Source organism: Methanofollis tationis, from assembly GCF_013377755.1.
GTDB classification, from domain to species: domain Archaea; phylum Halobacteriota; class Methanomicrobia; order Methanomicrobiales; family Methanofollaceae; genus Methanofollis; species Methanofollis tationis.
The window spans coordinates 141,359-164,766 of record NZ_JABXWR010000001.1 but is presented as its reverse complement, the minus strand read 5'-3'; the positions used below and the strand labels follow the sequence as shown (position 1 = coordinate 164,766).

Genomic DNA, 23,408 nt, shown 5'->3' with positions numbered 1-23,408 from the left:
CCAGGGAATGGTTATGCAGCAGACCGACAGGATCGCCTTGATGATCGCATCCTACACCTCTGAACTCGACGCCCTCGGCGCCTACCCGGAGGAAGAACTCGTCGAGGTGATCAGGGAGGTCGGGTTCGCCTGCACCTGCTGCGGAAAATGCTGCACCCGCGCCTTCAACGACCACGTCTTCCTCCTCGAAGAGGACGCGGAGAGGGTGCTGGAGGTGGACCCCGCAGCCCTGATGCCGGCCCCGTACTTCGAGTTCTGCGACCGGGAGGGCCGGTTTTACGTCCCGGGCTATGCGCTCAGGACACAGGAAGACGGGAGATGTGTTTTTCTCTCGGCAGAGAACCGCTGCACGATCTACGACCGGCGGATGAGCATCTGCAGGGTGTACCCGTATATGCTCCACCGGGAGGCGGACGAGGACGGACGCGTGGACTGGAGGCAGATCAGCGGTTTAAACCTCCACGGGGAGTATGAGAGGGAGATCGACGCCGACGAGGCGAGAGGGATCGCGCGCGCGGTGATCGCATACGAAAAGGCGTTTCTCACCCAGGAGATCGCATTCCTGGAAAGCCTCAGGGCGTATTTCTCGGCGAACAACCTCAGGCACGTGCAGAAGGTCTACGACCGGCAGATGGCGCGCTTTGAGAGCGGCGAGGAGGTCGAGGTGAGGGTCTTTTTCAGGGGAGGGTTCTCCCGGACGACCGCACGGTGCACGGATTACGGCATCGTGCCGGTACCCCGGGGGAAACGGCGCTGAGCGGGCGGTCATCCCTCTCGCGGGGCGATGGAAGACAGGACCATCGCCATGTTTTTTATCAGAAACGACAAACAGGGTAGTGCATCGTGCCCCAGTGGCTTAGTGGTATAGCGGCTGACTTGTAATCAGCAGGTCGCGTGTTCAAATCACGCCTGGGGCTTCAGACCTGCAGTTCAAATCTCTTTTCGGTTCTTCGCCCTTTCACGCGAGTAACCGCCCTTCGTCCTGAACCCCTCGCCCTCTGCCGTGCAGGATCATCCCCGCACCCCGTTGTCCCTCATCGGTGTCGCACAAGATCGTTTGTAGGACATATTGTGCATGTTATGTCGCACAAACGGGGTCGTAGGACATAGATGTATTTCAACACCCCCCCGGTCTCTTCTGTACAAATGCCGAAATGCGTATCGGATCGGCACTCTGATACGCACAAACTGATTCATCGGTACCAGAATACTCGCAATCTCCCCGCTCCAGCGATCCCGGACCGGCAGGTGGGCGTCGCAATATATTTATCCCGCCATACCCTCCCTCACGTTGCTCAATCACACGAGCAGGGCGATGACCATGATGCGTACACTATCGGCAATGGTGATCCTTCTCCTCCTCCTCCTCTCCGCAGTGAGCGTCCCGGCAACCGCAGCCTACGGAAGCGGCGGTTCGGACGGAGCCGGCGCAGGAGCACAGGGCAACGGTGGCGATTCAGCCGGAGACGGGGCCGCCCCATCCGAACCTGAAGGCCCGCAGGCCCAACCGCTGCAGGAAGAGCAGGAGCGCAAGCAGCAGACGACCGTCGAACAACCCGGCGTCCAGATCAACCAGCAGGACCGGGACCAGACCCAGGGCAGGACCAATGTCAGCACCTCCGATGATATCGTCCTCCAGAGAGACCGCGACCATTTCCTCCAGCAGGTGGGTATGCGGCAGCAGAACCTCTCGGGCGAGCGGGATGGGGCGCAGGTAGCGCTCTACGCCCTCTCGATCGCCGGCAACGTGACCGGGAGGGACGGGCCCGAACTCGCCCGCCTCGGGGCAGAGTTGAACACTTCTTCTGCCGCTGCATATGCCGCAGAGGAGCAGATCAAAAACCGGAACTCCCTGATGCGCATGCTCTATGGCGGAGACCGGGAGGCTGCCGGTCTGCTGATCCAGTATGCCGACCAGAACCAGCAACGCATTCAGGTGATGGAGGGGCTGCTCGCAAACTGCTCGGACTGCGACCCGCAGGTGCGCCTGATGCTGGAAGAACAGGTGCAGGTGCTCTCGCAGGAGCAGAACCGGCTCATCGTTCTCGGGCAGGAGGAGCAGGCCGATAAAGGGCTGTTCGGCTGGCTGTTCTGAGGCTCAGGTGCGTCGAGAGGAGCCGGTCAGGTCACCGCCCTGACCGATGACGACCGTTCCCCTTATACGTTCCGGGGAGCGGTCACGCTTTTTCCTCAAAGGCCGTGGATGGGCGGCTTCTCCCCGACCGCTCCACCAGACGCCCCGCACCATAAAAGCAGGAGTGCCGTCTCCTCCCGGGGAAAGTGCTTTATAGTCACCAAAAAATATGCCGGGTGTTTACAGGTCCGTATACGGACGACGATCCTGAGGTATGAGTATATGGTGCGCATAAAAGATATTCCCGAAGGGACGCGGTGGCTCATGGCCACCCACGTCCTGACCCGCCTGGTCGTAGCGCTTGGCCAGGCGTCCGCCGAAAGTAAAGAGATCCCCCCCCATCTAGAGCAGCTCTTCTCCGAGATGGGCGATGAGATCCGGCTCATCGCCGACCGCTACAGCATGCCGCGCGAGCACGCCGCCGACCTGGTCCAGACCCTGGGCGCCGTCTCGGTCATCCTCTTCGGGCCGGCGTTCGAGACGCGGTTTATCGAAGGGTTTCCCGAAGAAGCAGTCATCAGACTGACCGAGTGCGCCATGTTCAGGGACGAGCCCGGGAGCGAGATCTCTCCCTCCCGTGTGAATGCCGTCTGCACCGCCTATGTGGGGCACGCAATCGAGGCCCTGAACCCGGACTATCAGATCACCACCACGCGGGCGCGGTGCGGCGGGGACCCCTTCTGCGAAATGGTCATCACGAGAAAGAAAGGCTGACGCCATACGTCGTCCTGAAACCGGGGCACATCCGTCCATAGGCGAGGAAACACCGTGACCGAAAAAACCGACCCACCTGCAACAGTGCCCTGGCACGCTCTGTCCCTCGACGAAACCTATGAGCGGCTGAGCACCGGTTCCCGCGGCCTCTCCTCGGAGGAGGCCGCCCGCCGGCAGAGGCAGTACGGCAAAAACACCCTCCCGACCGCACGACCCCCCGGACTTGCGGAGATCATCCTCCACCAGTTTAAAAGCCCCCTGATCTACATCCTCCTCGTCGCCGGCGTCATATCCGTGCTGCTCGGCGACTTCAAAGACGCCGGGTTCATCATGGCCGCCATCGGTTCGGCGGTCGGAATCGGGAACATCTGGCGGTTCTCCGCGGTAGTGGGGCAGAACGGCGGCGGGGCATACCTGATCCCCTACCTGATCGCCGTCTTTCTCTGCGCCCTCCCCCTCATGGTCCTCGAACTCGCCATCGGGCGGCACTTCCACGGCACCGTGGTCAGCGCCTTCCGGTCGGTCAGGCCGCAGTTCCAGGTCCTCGGATGGCTCCTCTGCGGCATCGTCTTTCTGATGCTCTCCTACTACCTGGTGATCACCGGGTGGACCCTGGGCTACGCCCTGACCTCTCTGGGGGGCGAGCCCCTCCCCTTCTCCCGTTTCACCGCGGGATGGCTGCCGGTCCTCCTGTTTGTGGTTGCCGCCGGGATCAGCGGTATCGTGGTATCCCTCGGGATCAGGGAGGGGATCGAGCGGATCTCAACCGTCCTGATCCCGGTCTCGGTGGGGATCCTGGTCGTCCTCCTGCTGTATGCGACCACCATGCCCGGCTTTATCCAGGGAGTCTCCTTCCTCCTCACCCCCGACTTCTCGGTCCTCGGCGACCCCCTCCTCTGGAGCGCCGCCTTCGGCCAGGCCTTCTTCTCCCTCTCGGTCGGCACCGGCATCCTGCTCACCTATGGCGCATATGTGCGCCCGGGGGAGAGCATCCCCGGCGCCGCCCTGATCATCACCCTTGCCGACGTGGGGGTCGCCCTCCTGGCCGGACTGGTGATCTTCCCCTTCGTCTTCTCCTTCGGGCTCGTCCCGACGATCGGGGCTGAACTGGCCTTCACCACCCTCCCGGGCGCCTTTGCCCTGATGCCGAACGGCTGGATCGTTGCTGCGGCCTTCTTCCTGGTGCTCTTCTTTGCGGCGCTCACCTCCGCGATCTCCATGCTCGAGGTCGGCGTGGCCGCCGTCCAGGAGTCGCTCGACTGGTCGCGAAGACAGGCGGCCTCCCTTCTCACCGGCGCAATCGTCATCGTCGGCCTCCCTTCCGCTCTCTCGTACAGTGCGATCGACCTCAGGATCGGGGGGATACGGGTGCTCGACTTCATGGACGAGACCGTGGGGGCCCTCGGCCTCCCGGTCGCCGCCACCCTCCTTGCGGTCGTCTTCACCTGGTTCATACCCCCGCGGATGCTGACCGAAGAGATCGGGCACTCAATCGCACGCTTCGTCCATCCCCTCTGCAGGTTTGTCATCCCCGGTGTCCTGATGGTCACGACCGGGGCGCGCCTCCTCGCCGGCCTCGACGATCCCGGCCTCCGAAACCTCCCGGGGAGCGCATTCATCGGGACGGTGCTGCAGGTCGAGGGGCTCGTTGCCATCGTCCTGATCGTGCTGGTCATCACCCTCATACTCTGCCGGTTCAGGGGGTGCCCTCTGGCCGGGTGGATACGCGGGCGGACGTGAGACCTCTCTGGATCATGAGGGGGGCCGGCTGCAACGCTCGCCGTATCTGAGCGTTTTACGCGGTTTTCTCGGAGATCAATACCTTTATCGTTAAAAGATCATCATTACGGTGAGCAGCAGGTCCGGGCGGCAGGGGAAAAGATCAGGCCATGATCGCGGTTACAGCCGAACAGGGGATCGTCTTTGTCACCCTCATTATTGCACTCGTTCTCTTTGTGTACGGGCGCTGGCGCTACGATATCGTCGCCCTCCTCTCCCTCTTCATCGTCACGCTGACCGGGGTCGTGGGATGGGACCAGGCGTTCCTGGGGTTTGCAAACCCGGCGGTGATCACGGTGGCGGCCGTGCTGGTGATCAGCCGCGGCCTCCAGAACGCGGGCGTCGTTGACCTGATCGTCCACCGCCTCTCCGGGGTGGGCGACGGGCCAGGGACGCAGGTCTCCCTCCTCACCGGTATTGTCACGGCGTTCTCCGCCTTCATGAACAACATCGGCGCCCTGGCCCTGCTCCTGCCGGTGGGCATATTCGGGTTCGCGATCGCCATCGCCGCCATGGGCCTCGTCCCGATCCAGATCGTCTTTCCGATGGCCGCCGTCTTCATGGTGCTCACCTCGCTCATACCCCCTGCGCGAGGTCTATTGAGAGCACTGGCGGCGCCCGGTTGATCGCATCCACCCTGCTCGGCCTCCAGGGCCAGATCCCGGCCGAGGCGATCCTGGTCATCCTGCTGGTGGCGACGATGTTCCTCTCGGACTTCATCAACAACGCCGCAACTGCCGTTCTGATGGCGCCCATCGGGGTCAGCCTTGCCAGCGGGCTTGGCGTGTCCACGGACCCGTTCCTGATGGCGGTTGCCGTCGGAGCCTCATGCGCATTTCTCACGCCCATCGGGCACCAGTCAAACACCCTTGTCATGGGGCCGGGCGGGTTGCGGTTCGGCGATTACTGGCGCCTTGGTCTCCCGCTGGAGATGATCATCGTGCTCGTGGCCGTCCCCCTCATCCTCTACGTCTGGGCCGCTCTGAGCGGCGGCGGCGCACAGGGATCTCCTGGCCCGAGAATAGGGGCGAACCTGAGAGAGGCCCGCAGGGGACCGAACCGGGAGTCAAAGGGCGAAGGGCGATATACGCCACCCTTCACCAGGGATCGCGCGGGGCCGGGGAGTGCCCCCGCCCGGATCAGAAGAGTTATTTCTTCAGCACAAGGATGGGCTTTTGTGTTCTCCGCGCCACGTACGAGACCTTGCTCCCGAGCAGTGACGTCAATATCCCCCTCTGTCCGGTTGCTTTCATAACGATGAGAGAGACATCCTCACGCTCTGCAAGGGAAAGGATCACGTCCTCGGCACTGCCGGCGCGGACCCGGATCTCCGCGGGGATCTGGTGCCTGCCGAAGGCATCTCTCATCGCCTCAAGCCGTTTCTGTGCATCGTCGACGCTTGCCTGCACTACCTCGTGCGAGTCGCCGGTGGTCACGACATGGACAAACGTCGCCTTCTGGATCCACGGGATCTTATGGAGGCAGAGGCCCCCGATTTCCGGTTCTGAGAAGTCGGTGGCGATCAGGACGTTTGAAAACAATTCCGGAAGAAGATCAGTTCTTTCTCCTGAGGCCATACCTCCAGGGCCCGGTGCATGAACGAGGAGCAGATCGGTCGTCCCATAGTGGAGCGTATCCGATGCAACGCTCCCCAGCAGCAGGGCTTCGATGACGCTCTGACCCCGTCGGCCCATCACGATGAGAGAGATGCCTTCTCTTGCAGCAACCGCTTTAATGGCATCGGCGATGGTGCCCCCCCTGATGTCCTCAACAATGGTTCTGATCGCTACGCTCTCCAGTTCAAGATCTTTTTTCACCTCTTCAAGGCGCAATCTCGCATAGTCCACCTGGGGGTCAAAGCCGTCAGGGCCTTTTGATGGGTGTTTATTATACAGGACATGGAGAAGCACGATCTGACGAATGCCCGGAATCTGACGGAGACACCGAACCGCATACCGGGAATCTTCGGAAAAATCATACGGGACTAAAATGTCTCTGAACATACTACCCCTCTGGACAGGTATGGTACATCAAAGTATCGAAGAGCCCGAAAAAAGCACATCTCCATCCACAGACTATCTCATGTACGATGAACGACAGCACAACGACGATACGGGAGGCCGGCGATGGGGATCTCGAGGCGGTCCTCACCCTCTACGAGCACCTGCACGATGCCGACGAACCGGCCGATGAAGACGAGACACGGGCGGCCTGGAGGGCGATCATGGAGGACGGCCGGACACACCTGTTCATCCTGGAGAGCGGTGGTGTTCCGGTTTCGACCTGCATGCTAAGCATCGTCCCCAACCTCACCCGCAGGGCGCGGCCGTTCGGGATCGTCGAAAATGTCGTCACCCGGCGGCAGGACCGAAGGCGCGGCTACGCCACCGCACTCCTGCACCATGCCCTCGGCTACGCCTGGGAGCGCACCTGCTACAAGGTGATGCTCCTGACCGGGCGAAAGGACGAGGCGGTGTTGGAGTTCTAAGAGGGGGCCGGTTTTGTGCGGGGCGCAAAAGAGGGGTTCATCGCCTATCCGCCGGAATGAAGGGGTCGTCCCGCTCCACCACCACCCTCCTCCCGGCCACCCCGGCGATCTCCTCGAAATACGGGTCTGAGCGCGTCGCCACGTAGGCCACGGTTGCGGATCTCTCCTTCACCCGCTCCCTGAGTGTCAGGCCGAGCACCCGCGTCAGGTCAGGGCACGGTGCATAGAAGGCGGGGTCGTGCTCCACCACGATCTTCGGCCGCTCGGTCCCGTCAAGGCCGTCGAGAAGACATCCGGCGTCCTGGACCGGCCAGATATCCACCGGCGCCGCGGAACCGCCGAAAAGGTCGAGGATCGGATGCGTCCTCCCGTAGAAATACACCGGGACCTGGCCTGAATTCCTGCACATCCTCCTGAGGGCCGGGACCATCTGCTCTCTCGGCGCCACGGCGGCGGTGAACGTGGCCTGCCCGAAGAAGAGGGAGGGGACGGTGGGTCGCTGCATATCTGTATTTTTCTACGGGCCGGTATGAGATGGTTGCGTGTGCGCGGTCCGAAAGTGTTTTTTCGGGGGTCAGGGGGGGATCGCTGCCCTGATCAGAATGTTCATCTGCGATCAGATTATAGTACGATATCGAACGGTTCTCGTTCGAACAGTGATCCCCCACCTGCGAATCATGAACGGCCTCTGGAAATTTTCCCCGGTATGCGGAAAGGAGAGGAGTTTGACCGCTCTTTTCATCCTCCACTCCCTGCACCACGAACCGAAGTCCGGCTATGACCTCTTAAAAGAGATTGCAGAAAAAACAGGAGACAAATGGACCCCGAGCAAAGGAACACTCTATCCTATTTTGAAGGAACTGGAGAAAGACCGACTCATACAGGTGCTCCAAACCGGAAAGCGTTCTAAAAATATCTTTGAACTCACGCCGGACGGAGAAAGGACACTGCTGAGTATCAGGGAGCACCGAAAGGAATCAGGAGAAAAAATGCTTGTGTTCAGAAATCTGCTCGTAGAAATATTCGGGCAGGAGAGATCCGTACCTGACGGATTGCTCTTTGAAATCAGATCGATCATCGAGGATCTGCCGGCTGAAAACAATGATCACGCCTTTGCAATTCTGGAAAAATGCATTGAAGATCTCAGGAGGATCAGGGCCGATGCCTGCAATACACGTTGAGAACCTGACCAAAAAATTCCACGACTTCGTCGCCGTGGACAGCGTCTCGTTCGACATCGGGAGCGGAGAGATATTCGGGCTGCTCGGGCCGAACGGGGCGGGCAAAACCACCACGATCTCCATGCTTTCGACCATGCTCAAACCGACCTCGGGGACTGCCACGGTCAACGGTTTCGATGTGCTGACCGACGAGGACGGCGTCAGAAAATCGATCGGGATCGTCTTCCAGGACCAGAGCCTGGACGAAGAACTGACGGCGTACGAAAATATGGACTTCCACGGCAGGCTCTACCGCATCCCCCGCACCATCAGGGAGGAGCGCATTTCAAAACTGCTGACCCTTGTGGAACTGGAGGAGCGCAAAGACGATCTGGTCAAGACCTTCTCCGGCGGGATGAGGCGGCGCCTTGAGATTGCACGGGGGCTGCTCCACCGGCCGAAAGTGCTCTTCCTCGATGAGCCCACCCTCGGTCTCGATCCCCAGACGCGCAACCATCTCTGGGCGTACATCGAACAGTTGAACAAGGAGATGGGCATCACCATCATCCTGACGACCCATTACATGGACGAGGCCGACCGGCTCTGCGACCGGATCGCCATCATCGATCGCGGCCGGATCATTGCGATGGACACCTCCCAGAATTTGAAGAGCACGATCGGCGGCGACGTGATCACGATCCAGACCCCGGACTTTGCCCTGATATCCTCGAAGATCGCGGCGCCGTGGGTCGAGCGTATCGAAGAGCACGACGGATATGTAACGATCAACCTGCATAACGCAGAAAAACACCTTTCAGAGATCGTCACCCTGCTGAACGGGATCGAGATCACGTCGATCTCCGTCCGTAAACCGACGCTCGAAGATGTGTTTCTGCATTATACCGGCAAGACCATCCGTGAGGGAGAAGCCGACGGGAAAGAGACGATGCGGATGTTCCATCGGGCTTCGAGGCGGTAAACATGGATATTATATATGCGATCTGGCTGCGCAACGTCAAGCGGTATGTCCGCTCGAAGAGCAGAATCGTCGGGAGTCTCGGGATACCCCTGTTTTTCCTGCTCATCATGGGGTTCGGGCTGAACTCGGTCGTCACGATCCAGAATACCGGCGAGGGCTATATCCAGTTCATCATACCCGGCGTGGTGGCGATGAGCGTCCTGTTCACCTCGGTCTTCTCCGGGATCCAGATCATCTGGGACAAGCAGTTCGGCTTCCTCAAAGAGACGCTGGTGGCGCCGGTCTCGCGGCTGGAGATCATGCTCGGCCAGACGCTGGGCGGGGCGACGACGGCGTTTATTCAGGGACTGATCATCCTGGTGCTCTCGGTGTTCATCGGCATGAATATCGTCAGTTTTGCCGGATTTCTCGTCGCCTTTATGTTCATGCTCCTCATCGGCGTCGCATTCACCGCACTCGGGATTGCCATCGCCTCGAAAATGGAGGACATGCACGGGTTCCAGCTCATCATAAACTTCGTCATCTTCCCGATCTTCGGGCTTTCAGGGGCACTCTTTCCAATCGACGGCCTGCCCTCATGGATCAGGCCGCTCACCCTCCTCAATCCCCTGACCTATGGCGTCGAGGGGATACGATACGGCCTTTCCGGCGCCGCCCAGATAAGCCCGGGGGTGTGCTTTGCGGTGCTGGCAGGGTTCGCCCTCGCCGTGACGGCTGTCGGGTCCTATCTCTTCAGGAAGGTTACAATCTGAGGGGAAAGGAGCATAGCTTTCTTTTTTGCGGGGCCGGATCCTCCTTCCACCGCACCATCCCGCTCGAACGGGCGGCGAACCACCTTTCTCTTTCCGCCGTGCGTACCAACACATAAATAGTGGCTTTTTCCATCCTCAGTGCAGGGAAAACCATGCTGAACACTCGCGAGATCATCAGAAAAATCTGGGACGCCCAGGGATACGGGAACCTTGCGGTCTGGAACAACGGGGCGACCGAGGTCATCGAGCCCGGTGCAACTCCACAAAAAGACGGCGAGCCCCCCCTTGTCATATTCAAACCAATACCGCTTGTCGGTGGATTTTCCATGCTTGATTTCGCACTCGGCGATGCCGAACTGCTGGCATTCGTCGAGAGCGAGGTGACCGGGGCCGGCGGGGAGATCGCGCGGGACTGATCCCCGGCACCGCCCCGGGGCCCGGGCCCCCACCGAGGAGAACCATGATTGCACTGAGATTTTACCGGATCTATGATATCGGCAGGGAAGTAAATCTCGACTGGCTGGAAAAGGAACTTGCCGCGAGTTTCGTCACAGCCAGGACGCGGTTTCGTCGGGTCAAGCCCAAGTCCATCATCATAGAGATCCCTCCCCTCATGCTCTGGATGGAGCCCGTGCTGGTGGAAAAGGACGGACGCACCTTCGATTTCAAGGTGGTCGCCCGCATCTACGACGTCGGTGCGATCAGCGTCTGTTTTGTCTATGAAAGAACGGATGCCGATTTAGCCGTCCTTGAAGATACGGCACTCCTTTTTGCCGGACAGGAAGGACTCTCCGATTTCTTTTTGAGTTATCTCAGGACTCTTGGGGAGATCCTCAAACCGCATATCAAAGATTTTGCCCTCAATCCAGATTTCTTTGAGGATTACACGATCCACGTCACCGATCGCCTGGACGACGCCATCGACCCGGTGGTTCTCCTGACCGGGGAACGGACAGCTATCTCGTCCCAGATGCGCGAGGAGATCCTGAAAAACACGCAGAGTTATACGGTGGACGACCGTGCGATCCTCTCCTGGGACGCCGCTCTCCTCTGCAACCCCGAATACCCGGCCGATCTCATCGACCTGATCGAATATGCCAACGTCCAGGTGCTCGAACTCCGGTACTATGACCGGGAACTCACCCGCCAGATGGAAAAGATGTACGACGACATCGCCCTCGCCGACCGTCTCCCCTGGTTTCGCCGAACACGTCATTATCATGGCATAATGGCGGATTTAATGGAGACAAACGCTGAGTTCTCCGAGATTATCGAGAAGATCGACAACCTGATCAAGGTCACCGAGGACATCTACTATGCCCGCGTCTATGCAACGGTCCTGAAGGTGATCAGGAGCAACCAGTGGAGCGAGAGCGTCAGCCGCAAGATCGAGGTGATCCGTGAGAATTACTCGATGCTCTCGGACGAAGTCAGGATCCAGCATTCACACTTCCTGGAATGGGTGATCATCGTCCTGATCGCCCTCGAGTTCGGGTTTGCGATCTGGGAATATTTCATCAGGTGAAGACGGCGGCGATCGCCCAGGCGGCGGCCGCGACCGCAGCCGAAGCCGCCATCATCGGGACGGTAAACCTCGATATGACGATCTCTACAGGATCGCCGGTTTCTCGTTTGACGACCCAGAAATAAGGGTCGCTGAACGCAGAGACCGAGAGACTTCCCGCCGCGATCATCAGCACCAGCGGCACCGCCCCGACGACACCGGCAACACCCGACGCCTGGACCATACCGGCCGTGACCACGGCGGTCACCACCCTCGAGCCCTGTGCGGCCTGGACAAGCACGGCGAGGAGGAGGGGGACGAACACCGCCGGCACCACGCCGTCGAGAAGCCCGAATGCGTCCTCTGGAAAACTGCTCCCAAGGATCACCGCGCCAAGAGCCCCGGCGCCCGAACCGGCATACAGGGCAGATTTTCGGCTCTTCGCTACTGTGTGTGGGTAGCCCTGATATCTTCATTTGACTCCTCTCAGGTGACACGGGATAATGGGCTGACCTCACAAAGCAAGTCGCGATTGAGAGGGCGAGGAGTGTTTCCAGATTAAAAGGAGTTGATCCCTGTGCTGGTGCCTGGAGGCTGTGAGCGTAATCCCTCAGGATCCCGTGTGTGCCTTCCCGGTCCAATCGTGCGCGGGGGTCCGGGGGTGCAACCCCCGGCGTGCAGTGCGGGGAAGGCGGTTGATCGATAGGCACGTGTGAAAGCGTTAGCCACATGAAACAGCGAAGAGCCAGATTTTCTGTCGCTGCAGCAGGAGAGGAAGGGGGAGAGCACGATGAATGCGGTGACGCAGCACATGAACGGGACGGCCAGGAGAAACCCGGCGATCCCCCCGGCATAGGCGGACCGGGGGACGACGGCGCTGAGGTCCTGGAATATCCGCTCCCGATAGCCGCCGAGTTCGATCACGCCGGCGATCACCGAACCCGCAAATACTACCGGCCCGAGGAGGGCAAAGATGCCGCCCGCCCCTCGTGCGGCGGTGCCGACGACCGCGTCGGGCGGGACACCGGCGATCAGGCCGTAGATGATCGCAGACGAAAACAGCGTCAGGAACGGGTTAAGCCGAAACCTGACCGTCAAAACGGCGATCAGGAGGAGCACGATGACAAATGCGAAGAGGGTTGAAATCAGGGCCATACGAGTTTTGCCTCCATTCCTGCCCGGCAGCGCGACCTGACCGGGATCGTCCGGTCCTGATCAGGTCTCCTCTCCTGCGCCCGAAGAGCGGCAGGCGACCGGCGGGATCGTGATCACGAACCTGACGCCCAGGCCGTACGCTCCCTCTTCGGTGATCGAAAGACCGGTGATCGAGAGGATCTCCTTTGAGAGGAAGAGACCGAACCCGGTGTTTTTTCCATAGCCCTGTTTGAAGAGGAGAGGCTTTTCAGGGTCGGGGATACCGACGCCGTTGTCCTCGTAGACAAACCGCACACCAGAACCGTTCGTCTCCGTCACGCACCGGATCGCTGTCACGTGACCGCCATGACGGAGCGAGTTGTCGATGAGGTTCTCGATCACCCTGACAAACATCGGGTCTGCATACACCTCGAGGCCGCAGGAAGACACCTCCACCGCCACGCCGTTGAGGTCCTGGTGACGGATCGCACTCCTGACGACCCGCTCGACGTTCTGCCAGGCAGGGGCGTTTACGCCGATGTCCTGGTATTCCCGCGTAAAGGTGATGAGGCGTTTGATGTTGACGGCGGCGGTCTCCTCCTTCCCGATGATTTCGAGCAGGGGGAGGTCTGAGACCATATCCTTCTCGATCTCGATATATCCCAGGAGGGCTGTCATCCAGTTGAGGATATCGTGGCGGGTGATGCTGTTGAGGATGTTGAGTTTCTTGTTCGCCTGCTGGAGGTCGGTCTCAATCCGTTTCCGCTCGGAGATGTCTGCGATCTGCTCGACGACCAGACGGACCTCGCCGTCCTCCCCGATGATCGGGTTGCTCCGGCATACGAGATACCTGCCGAGTTCAGGGAAGAACCGCTCCACCTCTTCGAGGTGTCCGCTTTCCAGCGCCCTCTCAGTGGCGCAGACCTCGCAGGGCTCGGAGCGACCGATCAGTTCATAGCACTTCTTTCCTTCGGCCTCTTCCGGGGTGCAGTCCAGGAGTTCGTAGCCTGCGCGGTTGAACCGGACAATCGTATGATCGGGCTTTTGAACGGCGAGGACGTCCTTGATGCCGTCGAAAACGCCTTCGAGGAGGTCAAAACCGTCGAGCATATTCTGAAAAAGATCCCTGTACTCGGCCTCGCGGTCTGCCAGCCTCTGCTCGGTCAGGCGGTTACGCGCGGCCTTCAGGATCATATGCCTGAGTTCTGCGAATTGCATGCGCGGGTTCCCGCCTTTCTGGAGATAGTATTCGGCGCCGTTGTTGAGGGCCTCGATCACCACCTCTTCACGCCCCCGGCCGGTGAAGATGATGACCGGGACCGAGATCCCGCGGGCGTTGAGCGCTTTTAAAAGGTCGATCCCGCTCATGCCCGGCATATCATAATCCGAGACGATGACGTCGAAACCTTCTGCTCCGATTTTCTGGAGAGCCTCTTCGGCGGAGAGAGACGGCGTAACAACAATGCCGCCCTCCCTCTCCAGGAAGATCTTCGTGATCTCGCAGAGGGCAGGTTCGTCGTCGACGAGCAGAACGTGGATCATGGGCGCCTTCACACGGTACACTATTGACGGTGAGCACGGAAAAAACGTTGGAAAGAGTGCAGCCATGACGCCAGAGGGCCGACACCTGAAGACCGGGGCCGGCGGCCGTGCAGGAACGGGTATATATCCCGCGGCGCCAGGTCCCTGTCATGCTGATCATCGGCCACCGGGGGGCACGCGCCCATGAGCCGGAAAACACCCTCCGCGCCCTGAGACTGGGGATGAAATGCGCCGATTATGTCGAGGTGGACGTGCGGCTGAGCAGAGACGGCGTTCCGGTGGCGGTCCACGACGCCACCGTGGACCGGACGACCGACGGAGAAGGGGCGGTGCGGGACCTCACGCTCAGAGAACTAAAAACCCTCGATGCCGGATGCGGCGCGGAGGTCCCGACCCTCTGTGAGGTGCTCGACTGCGTCAGGGGACAGTGCGGCCTTTTTGTGGAGATCAAGGAGAGGGACGGCGTGGAGGGGATCTGCAGATTGCTCGGGGAGAACGGGCCGGACAATCTGTTTGTCGTCTCTTTTGACGCCGACACCGTCAAACGAGCAGGAGATCTGATCCCCGAAGCAAAAACAGGCCTGATCGTCTCGGAAACAAACCCGGACCCGGTCGAGGCGGCGCTCGCTCTCGGCGCCGACGCCGTCCTGCCCAGGTTTGATCTGGCAGAGCGGGCGCTGGTCGACCGGGCACACCGGCACCATCTGCTCGTCTTTGTGTGGACGCTAAACACCCCTGATGCATGGGAGCGGGCGTGTGCGATCGGCGCCGACGGTGTCGCGAGCGACGATCCCTGCGCTGCCCGGGAGTATCTGCAGGGCGTTCGCACTCACCATACCGTTTCGCCCTCTTTTTGATATCTCCGGCGCAGGCGACGGATACCTTTATTCTGTCAGAACAGAATGGGAAGGTGCTCAGGGGGGGGCGGATGAACAGCGAATGTGTTACGTGCAGAGTGCACCGGGCACACGGGGGGACCTGGCGATGACCGGGAAGATCACGCCGGCACGGGAAGTGGACTGTGTCGGGCTGTTCTGCCCGATGCCGATCTCAAGGACAAAAGAGGAGATCGAGCAGATCGGCATCGGAGAAATTCTCAGGGTCGAAGCCGACGATCCGGCCGCGGAAGAGGACATCACGCGCTGGGCAAAACGGGCCGGCCACGAGATCGTCGGTTTTGAGAAAGAAGAGGGGATCCTGACCTTTTACATCAGGAGAATGAAGTGAGGCGAGAGATGACGAAGATACTGTATGTCCAGACGAGCGGGACCGACACGCCCGAACGCCTCTACGCCCCGTTCGTCCTGGGGACGACGGCGGCGGCGATGGATGTCGAGGCGTCGATATTCTTTATGATCAGGGGGATCACCGCCGTCAGAAAGGGGGAGGCGGAGAGGATCCGGCTCGGGTCGTTCCCGTCCCTTGCAGAGGTGATGCGGCAGGCGATCGGCGCCGGGGTGCGGATCTATATCTGCGAGCAGAGTTCGCACCTCCTCGGCATACCGCCGGGCGACTTCATCCCTGAGGGTATCATCGCCGGGGGGGCGACGCTGAACGACCTGGCCCTGGAGGCCGATGCGGTGCTGACCTTCTGAGGGGGGCGCAATGGTCTATCTTGATCATGCATCGGCCACCCCGGTGGACCCGCGGGTGCTCGCCTTTGCCGGGCGATTCCTGAGCGAGGAGTTCGGAAACCCGTCGACGCTCTACACCCTCGGTCTCTCGGCGCGGCAGGCGCTGGAAGAGGCGAGAGCGCGGGTCGCCGCCCTTGTCCATGCCGAAAAACCGGCGTCGATCATCTTTACCGGGAGCGCCACCGAGTCGAACAACCTGGCGATCAGGGGCACGGCCCTCAGGAACCGAAAAGATGGCAAAAAACTGCTGGTGAGTGCGATAGAGCACATCTCAGTGCTGAACCCGATGAAGGACCTCCAGAAGCAGGGGTTCGACCTCGGGGTCATCCCGGTCGATCCTGCGGGGACCGTCGATCTCGGCTCTCTCGAGGAGCAGATCTCCCTGGAGACGGTCCTGGTATCGGTCAACTACGCCAACGACGAGATCGGGACGATCGAACCGATCGCCGAGATCGCTCACATCGTGCACGAGAAGGGGCGGTACCTCCACGTGAACGCCACGGCAGCCGCGGGGCGCATCCCCATCGATGTCGAGCGGGACGGGATCGACCTCCTGACCCTCTCATCGAACGACCTCGGCGGGCCGCGGGGGGCGGCGGCGCTCTACATCAGGCCGGGGGTGAAGGTCCAGGCGGTGATGCCGGGCGGCGGGCAGGAGCGCGGCCTGCGGTCAGGGACCGAGAACCTCTTCGCCATCGCCGGGATGGGGGAGGCGGCGCGGCTTTCTGCCGACGAGATGGAGGCCGAGATGGCGAGGGAGCGGTCGATCCGGGACGGGCTTGTCAGGGAGATCCTGACAATCGACGAATCTTACCTCACCGGACACCCCGAGCAGAGGCTCCCCGGCCACGCCAGCTTCAGGTTCAGCCGGATCGAGGGGGAGAGCATCCTGTTAAACCTGGACACCTTCTTCGGCATCCAGGTGGCCACCGGGTCGGCCTGCTCCTCCCGGACGCTGGAGCCCTCCCATGTCCTGCTCGCCATCGGGCTTGCGCACGCGGAGGCGCACGGTTCGATGGTGATGACCCTGGGGCGGTCGAACGTCCCGGAAGACGTCCCCTATGTTGCGGATGCGGTGAAACGGACGGTGGAGAGGCTCAGGGCGATCTCTGCCCTGTAATGCTGAGGTGATACGATGGAAGATCGGCCACAGATTGGCTATTCAAAAAAGGTGATGGATCATTTCATGAATCCCAGGAACGTCGGGGAGTTCGAGGACCCCGACGGCGTGGGGACGGTGGGGAACCCGGTCTGCGGGGACCTGATGCAGGTCTCGATCAAGGTGAAAGACGATGTGATCACCGACGTGCGCTTCAAGACCTTCGGGTGCGGGTCGGCGATCGCAACGGCGAGCATGGTGACCGAGATGGCAAAGGGGAAGACGATCGAGGAGGCGATGGCGATCACCCGCACGGACGTCGCCGACGAACTCGAAGGGCTCCCGCCGGTGAAGATGCACTGCTCGAACCTTGCGGCAGACGCCCTGCATGCGGCGATCAAGGACTACCAGGAGAAGAAAAAGTAGCCGGGGCCGAAATGATCCCTTCCGGCAGGTTCATGGGATCGGGCAGGAAACAGACCTGCATGAACTGTCCGGGACGTATTCCCATACTCTGCCTGCTCGCCCTGCTCTGCGCCGTCGCCACCGGAGGCTGCCTCTCTGGCGAGAGGGCGGGGGGAGAGGACATACGCCCGGTCCGGGTGGAGATCGACAAAGGCGATATCGGCCCGTTCTACGAGACGGCCGCGGCGATGGACGACCGGGTGGTCTTCACCTTCGTCCCGACCGGGGCGAACGTCTCGGCATACCTGGTCACCTACGAGGTCAAAAGGGAGGGGAGCACGGTGGCGGCGGCGGACGGGAAACGCTACGAGGGTATCAGCGCCTCGCACCCGATCGTCATCGCCACGGGGCGCTCGCCCGGCGAGGTGGTCTCGATCGCCATCTCGATCAAAACGCCCGACGGCGAGGTCGTCTACGAGAGCGCCTCGTCGGTCGGGTGAGCGGGCCCGGCAGACTCCCTGAACCTGATCAGGTCGGCGATGCACCGGTTGTAGGGGGTGGGGATGCCGTGCCGTTCGCCGAGGGCGGCGACATACCCGTTGAGCAGGTCGATCTCGGTCTTTCTCCCTATTTTGATGTCGTAATACATCGAGGGATACACCGACGCGAAGTCAGGGATCTGCACGCAAAAGAGATGGGCAAGATACGCTTCAGGGGTCGCCCACGGCACCCTGACGCCTTCGGCCGCCATGACGGCGAAGGTCTCATGGACCAGGTGGGCAATGACTCCCCTGAGGCGGTCGTCGGCCGTCGCCCCGACCGGGACCGAGAAAAGAGCGCAGAGCGGGTTTACCGTTATGTTCAGGAGGGACTTTGCCCATTTTCCCGCCCTGATATCAGGCGACCGCTCGACCGGGATCCCGGCGGCGCGGACGATCCTGATGAGACGGTCCAGGCCGGCTGCGTCGCCGCCCGACCACGCCCCCAGCATCATCGGGCCGCTCGCGCTTTTGACCCTGACCTCTGCCGGGCCTTCGACCGAGAAATTGGTGGTCACGGTGCCGCCGATCACGCTGCCGGCATAGCGGGCGATCACCTCCTCGTTGCCGATGCCGTTCTGGAGGGAGACGACGGTCGAGCCCTTCATGATGCCGGCAAACTGCTCGCAGATCGCCGCCGTGCCGGTGCCTTTCGCCGTGATGAAGATGTAGTCGACGGAAGGCGGGAGATCGTCCGGCCCGGCGATGCAGGCGATTCCTTCGACGGTCCGGTCCCCCCAGATTCCCTCCATCAAAAGACCGCGGTCCCGGATGGCGTCGGCGTGGACCGGTCTGCAGAGGACGTACACCCTCGCCGCCCCGGCGAGTTTTCCTGCAAGGGAGAGGCCGACCGCTCCTGCACCGAGAATCGCTATCACTGGCCGTTCTGACTCCGTCATCTCAATCGAGATCCGCATTGGGCGTCCGGGAGGATAACCCTTGGGGAGGAAAAACCTCGATTATCCGGCTTTGTAGAAATCATCACTTTTCCGGATGGGAGGGTGAGTTATTCGTCTTTCCCAATCTTCGTGCCGGGGTTTCTTCCCCCGGACCCCGCGCGAGGATTGCTCCGGACATGAGGGAGCGGGAAGAGCGGTGCATCTCTCGATGGAATATGGTGGGTGGGCGTGCCGGCGTGGTTGCCCGCCCCTGCCCCAATCGCAGTTTTGCGGGGCGGTCAGCCCCCCGGGAGAGGCGTAACCAGATTTCCCGTACACACACAACGCCTGCCTCTGCCCGGGGGTTGCACCCCCGGACCCCCACATGCGATTGAACCGGGAAGGCGGCAGAGGGCCTGAAGGGGCTACTCCCATCCCCGCACCAATCGTAATCGGCAGGGGGTCCGGGGGGCAGCAGGCCCCCCGGTATCGAGGCGGCGATCCTCGTTTTCGTTCGCAGCGCACCGACCGACCGCCTTCCCGCATCCCCGCGCCGGGGGCTCTGCCCCCGGACCCCCGCGTGCGATTGGACCGGGAAGGCCGATGCGAGAACCAGCAGAGGAGGTCTGCGATCTCCCCTCAATCGCATTCAGCAGGGCTTCCCCGCGCTGCCGCCCCCACTCCATTCGATGCGCATATTGCCGCGCAGGTCTGATCCTCTTCCAGCGATGAGTGGACCGATGGAAGGAGACTGGATCGAGATCCCGGGAAGCGACGGGGCGTATGTACTCCCGTTCACGCGATACCCCGATGTCTGCTGTTCGAACGCCTATGTGGTCAGGACACCGGGAGAGGTCATCCTCATCGACACGGGCGCCGACGAGGCCCAGATCGCATCGCTGGCGGCGGCGGTCCGTGCGGTGAACGAGGAAGGCCCCCGCGCTGTTTCCGTGCTGCTCACCCACTGCCACCTGGACCATGCATACGGGGTGATCGGCCACCGGGACTGGATCGAATCCTCGGGGATCGCGATCTTCGCCCAGGAAGAGGGGGCGCTGGCCCTCCAGTCCGGCGACCCGCGCCTGACGGTCGCCGAGATGTACGGCCGGGAGATCGGGCCGGTGCCGGTGGATGTCCATCTCCTCACCGCCGATGACCGGGCCCGCGGGGGCGAGCGGACCGTGGAGGCACGCGGCCGCAGCGTGCGCCTCGACGCCGATCGGGTGCAGGTCGATAGCGAGACGGCGCTCTACCGGCAGCGGATCACCTTCCCGTCCGGGGCTGAGTGCACCGTGTATCATGTGCCCGGCCACAGCCCTGACTCTATCTTCGTCAGGGTAGGGGGGCACCTCTTCATCGGGGACATCCTGTTTGCAGCCAGTCCGGGGATCGCCGGTCTGCACCGCTGGAACTGCGGCGACCTCTGCGCCTCGGCCCGTGCGGCCCGCCAGATCCTGGCGTCCGGCGAGATCGGGTATTGCTGGAACGGCCACGGCCGCGGGATGACGGTCCCTGACACCCTCAGGGCGCTTTCGGCCCTTGAGAGGGAGACGAAAAAACTCGACGGGATCTGCGCCTTCGATCCCGTCCGCCTCAACGCCTCGGTCTGCTACGCCCGGGACCTCCTCGTCGAAGCAGGCAAACTCTTCTCGGTCATCGGGGGCAGGCTGTACTATCTCTCGTATTACCTGGAGGAACTTGGCGAGGAGGAGGAGGCAGAGAAATACCGCGACCTTGTCGAGAACGACGCCATCGATGAGTTCCTCACCAACTTCTCTGCCTTTGCAAAGGAGGTCGGCGCGGGGAAAAAACTCGAGATCCAGTTCGTGCTCAAGGCCGTGCAGATCGCGGGGAAGATCGAGCGGGCCCTCGGCGCCGGGGCAGGCGACCCGGTGCTCGACGCCTCCCTGGTCAGGCGGGCGCGGCACCTCCTGACCGACTGCCTCTCCACGGTCTACGGCCTCGACGAGCGTCTTTCCGGGGAGGAGATCGACCTTGCCGAATGCCTGGAACAGTTTGTCACCGGGTTTGGGGACTCCTCCGGTCTCGATGATGCGATGGTCGATGCCGTCGAGGACGAATCGGCGTTTCTTGCGGCCCTTGCCGCACGGATCGCCAATCCCGTCCTCTTCGAGAAGACCGCCGTCAGCCTGGAGGTCGGCACCCGCCCCCTGCCGGTCATGACCGATCCCGAACGGCTCTGCGACGGCATCACGAGCCTCATCGAGGACTTCGCCGCCGCCGGGGCGAAAGAGGTGAAGATCTCGGTCGCCGGCACCCCGGAGGGAGCGGCGATCGCCGTCACCTCAGACGCCCTGCACCCGGACTGGCCCTATGCCGGGATCTACGAGCGGCGGTTTTCGCGCTGCGGAGGCCGGTGCACCGTGGAAACCGGGGACAGAGACGCCAGGGTCGTGGTCTGTTTTCGGTACAGGGATGATGGGCGCTCCCGGTGAATACAAATGAGTGGAGGACGACAGGTCTGCTCTCCGGCCCGTCCTTCAACCGTATCCCCGGGCAGTCATACAGGCGAGGGTCAGATAGAGCCGGGAGTATCAGGTCAAAATCGGCTTTGTTGAATTCCTCGCCTACTACAACAACCATGATCGCCTGAATCGCCTTCGTGAGGTTATGGAGTATCAGTTTGATCTTGATCTCCTTGATCTGGTACCAAAATACTCGTGCTTTCAGCCCCTCTCCAAACTTTCTTTTTATCTTGCGGGGGGTGAAGGGGGCGGAGCGGGAAGACCCCACCCAACAGGCGCGGGGTAGTTCATCCAGGGATCAGTCTATCAGATGGTTTCAACGAAGCCAAATCCTCCATAATCCCCAATTAAATCGGCAAAGGCAACAAATCGACACCAAAACCAACCTGGAATGTCTTTAAATAATGTAAACACGATTATCCCACATCCCATGGGGGGACCATCGATGAAAACCATTGTAGAAACAGCGATTGAAACCGGCGAGTTCACCACGCTCGTCAAGGCCGTACAGGCAGCCGATCTCGTAAATACCCTGAATTCTCCGGGGCCTTTCACTGTATTCGCACCAAACGACGCCGCATTTGCAAAACTGCCGAAGGGCACCGTTGAGGAACTAGTCAAGGACAAAGAGCGTCTGAAATCGGTGCTCACCTACCACGTCGTTGCAGGCAAGTACATGGCGGCAGACGTGATGAAGATGAAATCGGCAAAAACCGTCCAGGGCGGAGAACTCATGTTCGACACCAAGGCCGGTGTGAAGGTCAACAATGCACAGGTGATCAAGCCGGACGTTCTCTGTTCAAACGGCGTCTGCCACGTCATCGACGCAGTTCTGATGCCGAAATAACCTCATTCTTTTTCAGAGAGTTCTTTCCGGAAAAAAGAGATTATGCCTGTTTGATCGCGGAGATATAGGCGATCCCCACTTTTGCGCGGCGGATCCTCGTTGAATCAAGCAGATGACGCATATCTACAAATTCCCCGTCTGCAAGACACCGCTCGATCCCCCTCACGAGGTCGGTTTCAGGGTCCCAGGGCACGTTTCTGAATACGACGCCGTGGTTGTGGAGATGCAGATCCCCCGTTCCCGCCTCTTCAGTGTGGATGGCGTCGAGCGCCGCCCGGTCGTAGCCCGAGAGGTCGGCAGAGAGGTCGACGCCGATGCCGAAGGTGACGATGCTGTAGCCGTCGTATTTCATCTCGGTGCAGACGTCCATCCACTCGTCGTAGTTTTCCGGGTCCAGGATCGAACCGCCGTTTGCGGGTGCGTCCTGTGCGATCGGCGACCGTTTGATCCCGGTGCTCTGGACGCCGGCGACGACGCCCCAGATCGCCGTCGCCAGAACGCCGCGGCACTCCTTCCTCCTCTCCTTCGCCAGCGCAAAAATGGCGCGGTACAGGGCGTCGAGGGCGATCCCCTCCTCGCCGGTCGCCTCCACGACGGCGACCTCGTTGAACGCCCCTTCAAGCGAGAGGTTGAATGCCGTATATGCCCTGACCGCCCCGGTATCCCCGGCCGGCACGAAAAAGTCGGGCGTATCGTGGCCGTCGGTCGGGAGCCAGATCATCGAGCCGTGCAGGGTCATCATCTCGCCCAGGAAGGGCATCGTGTCCTCGACCCCTCCCCCGAGGGCGCCGAGGCCGAGCGAATACGTGATCCCGGAGAGGCGCTCGGCGCTGAGGTCCTCCTCCCTGATGCGGGCATGGAGAAGCGTTGAAAGGCTCCCCTTCACCCGCAGGGAGGCGGGGGCGCGGGACGCAGGCTCGAACCCGAACCGCGCCCCTTCCCGCTCGACCGTCGGATTTTTCAGGTCGGCGATCAGGGAGAGGGAACCCTCGCGCTTCTGCACCTCCCTCAGGGCGTCATCCCGGGACGAAAAGATCGGGAGGACACGGTCGAACCCGGCCATCGAGAGGACGTTCCGCGGGTACTCTCCCACATTGCAGAGGGCGATCCCGCCGTTTCTCGCCTTCACCTTCTTATGGAGCGCCAGCAGGATCCTGATCCCGGCGCTGCTCATATAGGTGAGCCCGTCCATATCGAAGACGACCGAGCGGTCGTCGTCCCGCAGGCTCCGCTCGATCTCGGGCGCCGCCTGCGTCGCCGCGTAGCCGTCGAGCCGCCCTTTCAACCCGATGACGAGGACGCCATCCATTCGTTCCGTTGCAATCTCCATCTCT

The 23,408-nt window shown here is 61.4% G+C and carries 27 protein-coding genes and 1 tRNA gene; 21 read left to right on the top strand and 7 right to left on the bottom strand.

Annotated features, from left to right (window positions below):
- Positions 1-7: 7 nt before the first annotated feature.
- The 7 genes from HWN36_RS00760 to HWN36_RS11855 all read left to right on the top strand — a co-directional run bounded on the left by HWN36_RS00760 (position 8) and on the right by HWN36_RS11855 (position 5,882).
- A complete protein-coding gene (locus HWN36_RS00760) occupies positions 8-757 on the top strand; it encodes a YkgJ family cysteine cluster protein (RefSeq protein ID WP_176787430.1) in 750 nt (249 codons plus the stop codon).
- An 88-nt stretch (positions 758-845) separates the two neighbouring features.
- Positions 846-917 (top strand) — tRNA-Thr (locus tag HWN36_RS00755).
- Positions 918-1,321: 404 nt separating this feature from the next.
- Positions 1,322-2,095, top strand: coding sequence for a hypothetical protein (locus HWN36_RS00750; RefSeq protein ID WP_176787429.1), 774 nt, complete (start codon positions 1,322-1,324; stop codon positions 2,093-2,095).
- A gap of 261 nt (positions 2,096-2,356) precedes the next feature.
- The gene (locus tag HWN36_RS00745; RefSeq protein WP_176787428.1) at positions 2,357-2,848 is read left to right on the top strand and encodes a hypothetical protein; all 492 of its coding nucleotides are present in this window, start codon (positions 2,357-2,359) and stop codon (positions 2,846-2,848) included.
- A gap of 54 nt (positions 2,849-2,902) precedes the next feature.
- Positions 2,903-4,588, top strand: coding sequence for a sodium-dependent transporter (locus HWN36_RS00740; protein WP_176787427.1), 1,686 nt, complete (start codon positions 2,903-2,905; stop codon positions 4,586-4,588).
- A 149-nt stretch (positions 4,589-4,737) separates the two neighbouring features.
- Positions 4,738-5,253, top strand: a complete 516-nt coding sequence (locus HWN36_RS11860) for an SLC13 family permease (protein ID WP_246269800.1) — start codon at positions 4,738-4,740, stop codon at positions 5,251-5,253.
- On the top strand, positions 5,250-5,882 hold the full coding sequence (locus tag HWN36_RS11855; protein WP_246269799.1) for an SLC13 family permease: 633 nt from the start codon (positions 5,250-5,252) through the stop codon (positions 5,880-5,882). Before HWN36_RS11860 ends, HWN36_RS11855 begins: the two co-directional genes overlap by 4 nt.
- On the opposite strand, the gene HWN36_RS12200 is transcribed toward HWN36_RS11855, so the two are convergent.
- The gene (locus HWN36_RS12200; protein WP_176787426.1) at positions 5,776-6,630 is read right to left on the bottom strand and encodes a universal stress protein; all 855 of its coding nucleotides are present in this window, start codon (positions 6,628-6,630) and stop codon (positions 5,776-5,778) included. The two genes, HWN36_RS11855 and HWN36_RS12200, sit on opposite strands and share 107 nt — an antisense overlap.
- A gap of 86 nt (positions 6,631-6,716) precedes the next feature.
- Here HWN36_RS12200 and HWN36_RS00725 point away from each other — a divergent pair, with 86 nt between their 5' ends.
- Positions 6,717-7,115, top strand: a complete 399-nt coding sequence (locus HWN36_RS00725; RefSeq protein ID WP_176787425.1) for a GNAT family N-acetyltransferase — start codon at positions 6,717-6,719, stop codon at positions 7,113-7,115.
- A 37-nt stretch (positions 7,116-7,152) separates the two neighbouring features.
- Here HWN36_RS00725 and HWN36_RS00720 read toward each other — a convergent pair whose 3' ends face one another.
- Positions 7,153-7,620 carry a hypothetical protein gene (locus HWN36_RS00720; RefSeq protein WP_176787424.1) on the bottom strand — a complete coding sequence of 156 codons (468 nt, stop codon included), beginning with the start codon at positions 7,618-7,620 and terminating at the stop codon, positions 7,153-7,155.
- A gap of 172 nt (positions 7,621-7,792) precedes the next feature.
- On the opposite strand from HWN36_RS00720, the gene HWN36_RS00715 reads away from it, so the two are divergent.
- The 5 genes from HWN36_RS00715 (at position 7,793) to HWN36_RS00695 (ending at position 11,531) form a co-directional block, all read left to right on the top strand.
- On the top strand, positions 7,793-8,296 hold the full coding sequence (locus tag HWN36_RS00715; RefSeq protein WP_176787423.1) for a PadR family transcriptional regulator: 504 nt from the start codon (positions 7,793-7,795) through the stop codon (positions 8,294-8,296).
- Positions 8,277-9,254, top strand: a complete 978-nt coding sequence (locus tag HWN36_RS00710; RefSeq protein WP_176787422.1) for an ATP-binding cassette domain-containing protein — start codon at positions 8,277-8,279, stop codon at positions 9,252-9,254. The genes HWN36_RS00715 and HWN36_RS00710 overlap by 20 nt, the downstream gene beginning before the upstream one ends.
- 2 nt (positions 9,255-9,256) lie before the next feature.
- Positions 9,257-10,006 (top strand): ABC transporter permease, encoded by a 750-nt coding sequence (locus tag HWN36_RS00705; protein WP_176787421.1) that lies wholly within the window; start codon positions 9,257-9,259, stop codon positions 10,004-10,006.
- A gap of 152 nt (positions 10,007-10,158) precedes the next feature.
- A complete protein-coding gene (locus HWN36_RS00700) occupies positions 10,159-10,422 on the top strand; it encodes a hypothetical protein (protein ID WP_176787420.1) in 264 nt (87 codons plus the stop codon).
- Positions 10,423-10,466: 44 nt separating this feature from the next.
- Positions 10,467-11,531: a hypothetical protein gene (locus HWN36_RS00695; protein ID WP_176787419.1), complete on the top strand. Its 1,065-nt coding sequence runs from the start codon at positions 10,467-10,469 to the stop codon at positions 11,529-11,531.
- Here the strand turns inward: HWN36_RS00695 and HWN36_RS00690 are convergent.
- The 3 genes from HWN36_RS00690 to HWN36_RS00680 all read right to left on the bottom strand — a co-directional run bounded on the left by HWN36_RS00690 (position 11,524) and on the right by HWN36_RS00680 (position 14,186).
- Positions 11,524-11,934, bottom strand: a complete 411-nt coding sequence (locus HWN36_RS00690) for a GntT/GntP/DsdX family permease (protein WP_246269919.1) — start codon at positions 11,932-11,934, stop codon at positions 11,524-11,526. The genes HWN36_RS00695 and HWN36_RS00690 overlap by 8 nt on opposite strands.
- Positions 11,935-12,068: 134 nt before the next feature.
- Positions 12,069-12,665 (bottom strand): GntP family permease, encoded by a 597-nt coding sequence (locus tag HWN36_RS00685; protein ID WP_176787417.1) that lies wholly within the window; start codon positions 12,663-12,665, stop codon positions 12,069-12,071.
- A 60-nt stretch (positions 12,666-12,725) separates the two neighbouring features.
- A complete protein-coding gene (locus tag HWN36_RS00680; RefSeq protein ID WP_176787416.1) occupies positions 12,726-14,186 on the bottom strand; it encodes a response regulator in 1,461 nt (486 codons plus the stop codon).
- A 149-nt stretch (positions 14,187-14,335) separates the two neighbouring features.
- On the opposite strand from HWN36_RS00680, the gene HWN36_RS00675 reads away from it, so the two are divergent.
- The 6 genes from HWN36_RS00675 to HWN36_RS00650 all read left to right on the top strand — a co-directional run bounded on the left by HWN36_RS00675 (position 14,336) and on the right by HWN36_RS00650 (position 17,824).
- Positions 14,336-15,043 (top strand): glycerophosphodiester phosphodiesterase, encoded by a 708-nt coding sequence (locus tag HWN36_RS00675; protein WP_176787415.1) that lies wholly within the window; start codon positions 14,336-14,338, stop codon positions 15,041-15,043.
- A gap of 127 nt (positions 15,044-15,170) precedes the next feature.
- The gene (locus HWN36_RS00670; protein ID WP_004039100.1) at positions 15,171-15,413 is read left to right on the top strand and encodes a sulfurtransferase TusA family protein; all 243 of its coding nucleotides are present in this window, start codon (positions 15,171-15,173) and stop codon (positions 15,411-15,413) included.
- 8 nt (positions 15,414-15,421) lie between these two features.
- Positions 15,422-15,781 (top strand): DsrE family protein, encoded by a 360-nt coding sequence (locus HWN36_RS00665; RefSeq protein ID WP_176787414.1) that lies wholly within the window; start codon positions 15,422-15,424, stop codon positions 15,779-15,781.
- A gap of 10 nt (positions 15,782-15,791) precedes the next feature.
- Positions 15,792-16,940, top strand: coding sequence for a cysteine desulfurase family protein (locus HWN36_RS00660; RefSeq protein ID WP_176787413.1), 1,149 nt, complete (start codon positions 15,792-15,794; stop codon positions 16,938-16,940).
- A gap of 15 nt (positions 16,941-16,955) precedes the next feature.
- On the top strand, positions 16,956-17,345 hold the full coding sequence (gene nifU, locus HWN36_RS00655; protein ID WP_176787412.1) for a Fe-S cluster assembly scaffold protein NifU: 390 nt from the start codon (positions 16,956-16,958) through the stop codon (positions 17,343-17,345).
- Positions 17,346-17,356: 11 nt separating this feature from the next.
- Entirely contained in the window at positions 17,357-17,824 is a 468-nt protein-coding gene (locus tag HWN36_RS00650) for a hypothetical protein (protein ID WP_176787411.1), read from the top strand.
- On the opposite strand, the gene HWN36_RS00645 is transcribed toward HWN36_RS00650, so the two are convergent.
- Complete coding sequence (locus HWN36_RS00645) at positions 17,797-18,741, bottom strand: ketopantoate reductase family protein (protein ID WP_343044896.1); 945 nt, start codon at positions 18,739-18,741, stop codon at positions 17,797-17,799. The genes HWN36_RS00650 and HWN36_RS00645 overlap by 28 nt on opposite strands.
- 728 nt (positions 18,742-19,469) lie before the next feature.
- On the opposite strand from HWN36_RS00645, the gene HWN36_RS00640 reads away from it, so the two are divergent.
- Both HWN36_RS00640 and HWN36_RS00635 read left to right on the top strand, forming a co-directional pair.
- Positions 19,470-21,197: an MBL fold metallo-hydrolase gene (locus HWN36_RS00640; RefSeq protein ID WP_176787409.1), complete on the top strand. Its 1,728-nt coding sequence runs from the start codon at positions 19,470-19,472 to the stop codon at positions 21,195-21,197.
- Positions 21,198-21,672: 475 nt separating this feature from the next.
- Complete coding sequence (locus HWN36_RS00635) at positions 21,673-22,074, top strand: fasciclin domain-containing protein (RefSeq protein ID WP_176787408.1); 402 nt, start codon at positions 21,673-21,675, stop codon at positions 22,072-22,074.
- Between the two features lie 40 nt (positions 22,075-22,114).
- On the opposite strand, the gene HWN36_RS00630 is transcribed toward HWN36_RS00635, so the two are convergent.
- Positions 22,115-23,404: an STAS domain-containing protein gene (locus HWN36_RS00630; RefSeq protein WP_176787407.1), complete on the bottom strand. Its 1,290-nt coding sequence runs from the start codon at positions 23,402-23,404 to the stop codon at positions 22,115-22,117.
- Positions 23,405-23,408: the final 4 nt, after the last annotated feature.

Excerpts from the sequence above, each read along its gene's own strand:
- HWN36_RS00700 (WP_176787420.1), top strand. The coding sequence starts at position 10,159 with ATGCTGAACACTCGCGAGATCATCAGAAAAATCTGGGACGCCCAGGGA.
- HWN36_RS11860 (WP_246269800.1), top strand. The coding sequence starts at position 4,738 with ATGATCGCGGTTACAGCCGAACAGGGGATCGTCTTTGTCACCCTCATT.
- HWN36_RS00745 (WP_176787428.1), top strand. The coding sequence starts at position 2,357 with ATGGTGCGCATAAAAGATATTCCCGAAGGGACGCGGTGGCTCATGGCC.
- HWN36_RS00760 (WP_176787430.1), top strand. The coding sequence starts at position 8 with ATGGTTATGCAGCAGACCGACAGGATCGCCTTGATGATCGCATCCTAC.
- HWN36_RS00640 (WP_176787409.1), top strand. The coding sequence starts at position 19,470 with ATGAGTGGACCGATGGAAGGAGACTGGATCGAGATCCCGGGAAGCGAC.
- HWN36_RS00635 (WP_176787408.1), top strand. The coding sequence starts at position 21,673 with ATGAAAACCATTGTAGAAACAGCGATTGAAACCGGCGAGTTCACCACG.
- HWN36_RS00675 (WP_176787415.1), top strand. The coding sequence starts at position 14,336 with ATGCTGATCATCGGCCACCGGGGGGCACGCGCCCATGAGCCGGAAAAC.
- HWN36_RS00695 (WP_176787419.1), top strand. The coding sequence starts at position 10,467 with ATGATTGCACTGAGATTTTACCGGATCTATGATATCGGCAGGGAAGTA.
- nifU (WP_176787412.1), top strand. The coding sequence starts at position 16,956 with ATGGAAGATCGGCCACAGATTGGCTATTCAAAAAAGGTGATGGATCAT.
- HWN36_RS00665 (WP_176787414.1), top strand. The coding sequence starts at position 15,422 with ATGACGAAGATACTGTATGTCCAGACGAGCGGGACCGACACGCCCGAA.
- HWN36_RS00685 (WP_176787417.1), bottom strand. The coding sequence starts at position 12,665 with ATGGCCCTGATTTCAACCCTCTTCGCATTTGTCATCGTGCTCCTCCTG.
- HWN36_RS00670 (WP_004039100.1), top strand. The coding sequence starts at position 15,171 with ATGACCGGGAAGATCACGCCGGCACGGGAAGTGGACTGTGTCGGGCTG.
- HWN36_RS00750 (WP_176787429.1), top strand. The coding sequence starts at position 1,322 with ATGATGCGTACACTATCGGCAATGGTGATCCTTCTCCTCCTCCTCCTC.
- HWN36_RS12200 (WP_176787426.1), bottom strand. The coding sequence starts at position 6,630 with ATGTTCAGAGACATTTTAGTCCCGTATGATTTTTCCGAAGATTCCCGG.
- HWN36_RS00720 (WP_176787424.1), bottom strand. The coding sequence starts at position 7,620 with ATGCAGCGACCCACCGTCCCCTCCCTCTTCTTCGGGCAGGCCACGTTC.
- HWN36_RS00660 (WP_176787413.1), top strand. The coding sequence starts at position 15,792 with ATGGTCTATCTTGATCATGCATCGGCCACCCCGGTGGACCCGCGGGTG.
- HWN36_RS00715 (WP_176787423.1), top strand. The coding sequence starts at position 7,793 with ATGAACGGCCTCTGGAAATTTTCCCCGGTATGCGGAAAGGAGAGGAGT.
- HWN36_RS00680 (WP_176787416.1), bottom strand. The coding sequence starts at position 14,186 with ATGATCCACGTTCTGCTCGTCGACGACGAACCTGCCCTCTGCGAGATC.
- HWN36_RS00705 (WP_176787421.1), top strand. The coding sequence starts at position 9,257 with ATGGATATTATATATGCGATCTGGCTGCGCAACGTCAAGCGGTATGTC.
- HWN36_RS00630 (WP_176787407.1), bottom strand. The coding sequence starts at position 23,404 with ATGGAGATTGCAACGGAACGAATGGATGGCGTCCTCGTCATCGGGTTG.
- HWN36_RS00650 (WP_176787411.1), top strand. The coding sequence starts at position 17,357 with ATGATCCCTTCCGGCAGGTTCATGGGATCGGGCAGGAAACAGACCTGC.
- HWN36_RS00710 (WP_176787422.1), top strand. The coding sequence starts at position 8,277 with ATGCCTGCAATACACGTTGAGAACCTGACCAAAAAATTCCACGACTTC.
- HWN36_RS00725 (WP_176787425.1), top strand. The coding sequence starts at position 6,717 with ATGAACGACAGCACAACGACGATACGGGAGGCCGGCGATGGGGATCTC.